The 6,932-nt window shown below is 69.7% G+C and carries 5 protein-coding genes and 1 pseudogene; all 6 read left to right on the top strand.

Annotation, left to right across the window (positions count from 1 at the left end; translation table 11 throughout):
- Nucleotides 1–1,414, top strand: a pseudogene (locus GA0115254_RS26665) (histidine kinase); the annotation flags it as partial.
- Nucleotides 1,415–1,837, top strand: a complete 423-nt coding sequence (locus tag GA0115254_RS26660) for a roadblock/LC7 domain-containing protein (protein WP_003966009.1) — start codon at nt 1,415–1,417, stop codon at nt 1,835–1,837. It begins immediately after the preceding pseudogene.
- A 128-nt stretch (nt 1,838–1,965) separates the two neighbouring features.
- Nucleotides 1,966–2,373, top strand: coding sequence for a DUF742 domain-containing protein (locus GA0115254_RS26655; protein WP_003966010.1), 408 nt, complete (start codon nt 1,966–1,968; stop codon nt 2,371–2,373).
- Nucleotides 2,354–2,935, top strand: a complete 582-nt coding sequence (locus GA0115254_RS26650) for a GTP-binding protein (RefSeq protein ID WP_072487286.1) — start codon at nt 2,354–2,356, stop codon at nt 2,933–2,935. The genes GA0115254_RS26655 and GA0115254_RS26650 overlap by 20 nt, the downstream gene beginning before the upstream one ends.
- 347 nt (nt 2,936–3,282) lie before the next feature.
- Nucleotides 3,283–6,489, top strand: coding sequence for a sensor histidine kinase (locus GA0115254_RS26645; RefSeq protein WP_093897834.1), 3,207 nt, complete (start codon nt 3,283–3,285; stop codon nt 6,487–6,489).
- A gap of 10 nt (nt 6,490–6,499) precedes the next feature.
- A complete protein-coding gene (locus GA0115254_RS26640; protein ID WP_030980891.1) occupies nt 6,500–6,913 on the top strand; it encodes a roadblock/LC7 domain-containing protein in 414 nt (137 codons plus the stop codon).
- The last annotated feature ends 19 nt before the right edge of the window (nt 6,914–6,932 follow it).

Below are 6,932 nucleotides of genomic sequence, written 5' to 3'. Positions count from 1 at the left end.
GCCCTCGCGTGACGGCGGCCCCCGCCAGCCGCAGAACCAGCTGGGTCAGCCGGGTCAGCAGAACGCCGGCTTCCAGTCCGCCGGATTGTCCAACACCGGCCCGCAGGACACCTCGCGCCCGGAGCCGCAGCGTCAGGGCGGCGGCCTCGCCGGTGCCTTCGGCAACGGTGCCCGGCTCGGCGCCCGCGGCCAGGGCGACGGAACGGGCCGTACGGACTCGTCCCAGCCCGACATGTTCGGCCAGAACCGCCAGGACCGGAACCGCCAGGACCCCAGCCGCCAGGACCGCGTCGACCAGCAGGACCGGTCGAACAGCCCGAGCCCGTGGCAGTCCCGGCAGACCTCGGGCGGCCAGGGCGGCTTCCAGCAGCCCGGCGGTCCGGTCGACCCCGGTCGTCAGCTGCCCCCGGTCGGCGGTCCGCGCGCCGAGCTGCCCGGTGGCAATCCCTCCCCAAGCTCTTCGAGCAGGGGATACCCCATGCCGCAGCGTCCGCAGACCACCAGCTGGGGCGCCGAGGAGCCGTCCGCGCCGCGGCGTGCTCCGCTGGACGCCCCGCGCGGCCACGAGGAGCCCGAGTCCACCGGCCTGTTCCAGCGGCCGATGAGCCCGCCGCTCACCCCGCGGCCGCCCATGGACGACCGGCAGGGCCCCGGCTCCACCGCCGAGTTCGCCCGTCCGGACTTCTCGGCCCCGGCCCCGCAGGCTCAGTCTCCGCAGGACCCGGCGAGCACCGCGCAGTTCGCCCGCCCCGACTTCGGACAGCCGCAGCCCGCCGGGGCTCAGGACCAGGGCCTGCCGGCACCGCGTCAGCGCGGTTGGGACAACGGGGACTTCGGTGCCCCGCGTCCGCCCGCCGTGCCCGACGGCGACGCGCAGTACCGACCTGTCCTGCCGCCGCAGCCGCAGCCCGAGGCGTTGCCTCCGGCCGGGCCCGGGGACGGCCGTACGCCGCTGTACGACACCCTGGAAACGAACTGGTTCCACGGCCCGCAGCAGAGCGGCCAGCAGCCGCCCGCCGAGCCGCAGGCGCCCGCCTTCCCGCAGCAGTCGGCCCAGGAGCGCCCCGCTCCCGCCGCTCCGCGCCGCGGCGGAGGCGACACGGGCGCCACCACAAGCTCCTGGCGCCCCTCGCCGAACGACGAACTCGTACGGCAGGCGGAGCGGGCCAAGAAGCCCGCGGCAGGCGGAGTGACCACCTCCGGACTGCCTCGCCGGGTACCTCGCGCCAATCTGGTGCCGGGCACCGCCCAGCAGCAGAACCATCAGTCCGGTCCTCAGGTGTCGCGTGCACCCGATGATGTGCGCGGGCGGTTGACCAATCTCCGCCGGGGCATCCAGCAGGGACGGCAGGCCAACAACAGCCAGTCGACCGGAAGTTTTCCCCTCGGCCCCACTCACCAGCAGGAGCGTTAGTTGAGCCCGATGAGTCAGGCCGCGCAGAATCTGAACTGGTTGATCACCAACTTCGTGGACAACACCCCCGGGGTGTCGCACACGGTGGTGGTCTCCGCCGACGGACTCCTGCTGGCCATGTCCGAAGGTTTCCCGCGCGACCGCGCGGACCAGCTGGCGGCTGTCGCCTCCGGTCTGACCTCGCTGACCGCGGGCGCCTCCCGGATCTTCGAAGGCGGCGCCGTCAGCCAGACCGTGGTGGAGATGGAACGCGGGTTCCTCTTCCTGATGTCCATTTCGGACGGCTCCTCGCTGGCCGTGCTCGCCCACCCGGACGCCGACATCGGCCTGGTCGGGTACGAAATGGCCCTCCTGGTCGACCGTGCGGGCACCGTCCTCACCCCGGACCTGCGCGCCGAGCTCCAAGGCAGCCTGCTCCACTAGGCGGCCGCGGATCGATGACAGACTCGATTGCCCCAACGCCCTCATCCCCAGCCCGTTCGGCCGCTTAGAGCCCCCACCGGCCCCTTCAGACGGCAAGCCGACCCCTTGCTGTCACGCCCGGAGGATTCATGACCCCGCCACCCGCCTCACCCGATCCGTACGGCGCACTGCACCACGCGTCGTACGACGGCGAAGGCGACCAGCCGCTGGTCCGTCCGTATGCCATGACCGGCGGCCGGACCCGACCGCGCTACCAACTCGCGATCGAGGCGCTGGTCTCCACCACGGCCGACCCCGCGCACCTGGGGACGCTGCTCCCCGAGCACCAGCGGATCTGCCACCTCTGCCGTGAGGTCAAGTCGGTGGCCGAGGTCTCGGCGCTGCTGTCGATGCCGCTCGGCGTGGCCCGGATTCTTGTCGCGGACCTGGCGGAAGCCGGCATGGTGGCCATCCACCAGCCGGGCAATGGAGAGGCCGGCGGCGCGCCGGATGTGACGCTGCTCGAAAGGGTGCTCAGTGGACTTCGCAAGCTCTAGCGGCGGTGCGGCCCGCGCCACCACCTCGGCCAAGATCGTGGTGGCAGGGGGCTTCGGCGTGGGTAAGACCACGTTCGTCGGTGCCGTTTCGGAGATCAACCCGTTGCGTACGGAAGCCGTGATGACGTCCGCGTCCGCGGGCATCGACGACTTGACGCACACCGGCGGCAAGACGACGACGACCGTCGCCATGGACTTCGGCCGCATCACGCTCGACCAGGACCTGATCCTGTACCTCTTCGGTACGCCCGGACAGGACCGCTTCTGGTTCATGTGGGACGACCTGGTCCGCGGCGCCATCGGCGCCGTCGTCCTCGTCGACACCCGCCGCCTCGCCGACTGCTTCCCCGCCGTCGACTACTTCGAGAACAGCGGACTCCCCTTCGTCATCGCCCTCAACGGCTTCGACGGACACCAGCCCTACACCCCCGACGAGGTCCGCGAAGCACTCCAGATCGGACCCGACACGCCCATCATCACGACGGACGCACGACACCGTGCGGATGCCAAGAGCGGCCTCATCACGCTCGTCGAACATGCTCTGATGGCACGGCTGAAGTAGGCGCAAGTCTGTATTGATATACGGCAGTTACCGTAGCCAAACGGGGGTGGGCTGTGTCCTTTGACACGATCCGCCCCCGTGTTCATAACGTTTCGACAGAGAATTGTCCCGCGTTCAACACCCGATGCATTCAATCGGTACCGCTGTGCTCACATGAGCCCCGCCTTTTGACGGGGCTCGCTCTTTATGCCCGTTTTATCTGAGGCCTGGACCACTCGGAATGGCTGGTTCCGACTGTTTGGAACGCGGCCGGTCCCCGTGCTGGAATTCGACGAACTCCCCAGTAGTACGGCCCTGAACAAAAAACGGCACAACGTAGGTGCCGACGCCGAGAGGTTGTTGGTCGAGTGAGGCGAAGCAACGAGGGCTCCGCGGCGCAGCAGGAGCGGGGCAACTTCACCCCGCCGCCGCGCGCCGCGGCGTCGCCTGCCGATGCGCCCGGGGCAGTGGCGTCCGGTGGCAGCAGCAGTCGGCTGTCCCCGCGCAACTGGCGGGTGCCCACCCGGCTGAACGCGATCCTCCTGATCCCGGTGCTGGTCGGCCTGGTCATGGGCGGCTTCCAGGTGAAGGGGTCGATCGACACCTGGCGGGAGGCGCAGGACGCCGAGAAGACCGCGCTGATCGTGCGCGCGGCCTCCGTGTACGGTCAGGCGCTCCTCAATGAGCGTGACCTCTCCGCTCAGCCTCTGCTGTCGAACAAGCGTGACGCCGCTGTCATCGACGAGGTCCGGGCCGCCACCGACGCGGCCGCGGCCAAGTTCGACACGGCCGTGAAGGCCATGCCCAAGAAGCAGGGCCTGGAGCGGCGTCTTCAGCTGTTCCGGCTGGAGGAGCCCAAGCTCCCCGAGCTGCGCAAGGCCGCCTACGCCGAGGCCATGGACCCGGTGAAGACGGAAGAGGGCTACGTCAAGGTCCAGCACTCCCTGATGGAGTTCTGCAACGAGCTGGGGCTGGGCACCGGCAACATCACCAGCTACGGCCGTACGGTCTACGCGATCGAACTCGCCAAGGCTGCAGAATCGCTTCAGCGCTCCATCGGCATGCATCTGCTGGTGCGTCCGAGCCAGGAGAACGCCAAGTTCGACGCCCAGGTCAAGGCCTTCGGCTCGTACAACTACCTGGAGCAGATCGCGCTCGGTGAGTTCGTCTCCGGTGGTACGGAGGCCGACGCCGCCCGGCTGAGGCAGGTCATGGCCGCCAAGTCGGCCGACGGCGCGAAGAAACTGAAGAAGGCGAAGGAGCAGGCCGACGCCGCGGGTGTCCCGTTCGTCGCGCCGCCCAGCATCGACGGCTCGGTCTTCGACGGCATGGCCCAGCAGATCGGGCAGGGCAAGTCGCCCGAGAAGCTGGCCGCGAAGGGCATCACGCCCGAGACCTGGATGGCGGCTGCCACCGCCAAGTTCGACGGCTACACCACGGTCGAGGACGAGCTCGTCGACAAGGCCGTGACCGAGGCCGCGGACATCTCGTCCAGCGCCAAGAACGACGCCTTCATCAACGCCGCCGTCGTGATCGTCGCTCTGCTGGCCGCCTTCGTCGTGGCCGGGCTGATGGCCCGGCAGATGAGCCGCTCGATGCGCCGGCTGCGTACGGCCGCCTTCGGGATCGCCGAGCAGCGGCTGCCGATGCTGGTCGACCAGCTCTCCAGGACCGATCCGGGCCGGGTCGACACCCGCGTCCAGCCGATCCCGATCGACAGCCGCGACGAGATCGGTGAGGTCGCCCGCGCCTTCGACCAGGTGCACCGCGAGGCGGTCCGGCTGGCGGCCGAGCAGGCCATGCTGCGGGGCAACGTCAACGCGATCTTCACCAACCTGTCGCGTCGCAACCAGTCGCTGATCGAGGGCCAGCTGACCCTCATCACCGACCTGGAGAACAACGAGGCCGACCCGGACCAGCTGGAGAACCTCTTCCGGCTGGACCACCTGGCCACCCGTATGCGCCGCAACGGCGAGAACCTCCTCGTCCTCGCCGGCGAGGAGCCGGGCCGCCGCTGGAACCAGCCGGTCCCGCTGGTCGACGTGTTGCGGGCTGCCTCCTCCGAGGTGGAGTCGTACGAGCGCATCGAGCTCTCCGGGGTGCCGGAGACCGAGATCCACGGCCAGTCCGTCACCGACCTCGTGCACCTGCTGGCCGAGCTGCTGGAGAACGCCACCACGTTCTCCTCGCCGCAGACCAAGGTGCGGGTCACAGCGACCCGGCTGCCCGACAGCCGCGTGGTGATCGAGATCCACGACAAGGGCATCGGCCTGACCGCCGAGGACTTCGCCGACATCAACCACAAGCTGGCCAACCCGCCGACCGTGGACGCCGCGGTGTCCCAGCGGATGGGCCTGTTCGTGGTCGGCCGGCTCGCCGACCGGCACGGCATCCGGGTCCAGCTGCGCCCCTCGGGCGAACAGGCCGGAACGACCTCGCTCGTCATGCTGCCGGACGCCATCACCCACGGTGGCGGTGGCGGTGGCGAACCGGTCGCCGCGCAGGACGACTTCACCGTCTCCTCGATCATTCCGCAGCAGCAGACCTTCGAACAGCTGCCGCACCAGCCCCAGATGCGCACGGCGGCGGAGCTCGGCTTCGACGACTCGCGCTACGAGCAGCAGTCGGTGGACACCGCGCAGCTGGACCCGGTGGGCCGCTCGCTGATACGTGAGGAGCGCCGGGCCGCGCTGGAGGCACAGACGGTCGGCGAGCGCCCGCAGTTCCCGCAGGAGCAGTACGCAGCGAACCAGCCCGCCGGGAACGAGTACGCCGACAATGGGTACGCCGGGAACAGGTACGCCCAGGAGCCGCAGCAGGCCCTGCAGCAGGAGCAGTACGAACAGGCCTCGTACGAGGGCGGCTACGACCCCTACCGCGGCGACACGGGCTTCGCCGAGCAGCCCGACCACGCTCATCAGGGCGGCTATGCGGAGGCTGCCTATGCGGCCGGTGAGGTCCCGCAGCCGTCTCACGAGGAGCAGTTCGCTCCCCAGCCCCACCAGGACGGGTGGCCGAATCAGGACGCCTACCAGGGCGCGTATGAGCCGCCGGCTGAGGTCGAAGCGGAATCTGCCCCAAGCACCCCCGCCGAGCCGCAGGAACGCGTAGGCTTCGACCGTCCGGGACCCACCCCGAACCCTGGCCACGAGCTGACCGACGCCGGTCTGCCGCGCCGGGGCGGTCAGCAGCACTGGCAGCCCACCGGCCGCGGGAACAACCGGCCCACCGCCGAGCAGCAACAGCCGCAGCAGGAACTGCCACAGCGGCAGTCGCCTGCGCAGCAGAACGGGAACGGCTCCGACGACTGGCGCTCGGCGAACGACGAGCGCTGGGAGCGGGCCGAGAAGCTCCGGGAGCCGAAGGCCGGCGGGGTCACCCCGTCCGGACTTCCCCGGCGGGTGCCCAAGGCCAATCTGGTCGAGGGCACGGCGGAGCAGACCCGGCAGGACGGCCCTCAGGTCTCCCGCGCCCCCGAGGACGTCCGCGGCAGGTTGAGCAACCTGCGGCGGGGCGTACTGCGGGGACGTAACGCGGGTTCGGACGCAAGTAATACCTACAACCAGGAGCGTTAGTGTGAGCCCGATGAGCCAGGCGGCGCAGAATCTGAACTGGTTGATCACCAACTTCGTGGACAACACCCCCGGGGTGTCGCACACGGTGGTGGTCTCCGCCGACGGACTCCTGCTGGCCATGTCCGAAGGTTTCCCGCGCGACCGCGCGGACCAGCTGGCGGCTGTCGCCTCCGGTCTGACCTCGCTGACCGCGGGCGCCTCCCGGATCTTCGAAGGCGGCGCCGTGAATCAGACAGTTGTGGAGATGGAACGCGGGTTCCTCTTCATCATGTCCATCTCCGACGGATCCTCGCTGGCCGTGCTCGCCCACCCGGACGCCGACATCGGCCTGGTCGGGTACGAAATGGCCCTGCTTGTCGATCGTGCGGGCACCGTCCTCACCCCGGACCTCCGGGCCGAACTTCAGGGAAGTCTTCTTAACTAGTAGACAGACAGTGCGTTTC

Source organism: Streptomyces sp. Ncost-T10-10d (assembly GCF_900091955.1).
In the GTDB taxonomy this organism is placed as follows: Bacteria; Actinomycetota; Actinomycetes; order Streptomycetales; family Streptomycetaceae; genus Streptomyces.
This window is presented reverse-complemented; position numbering and strand designations above follow the sequence as displayed.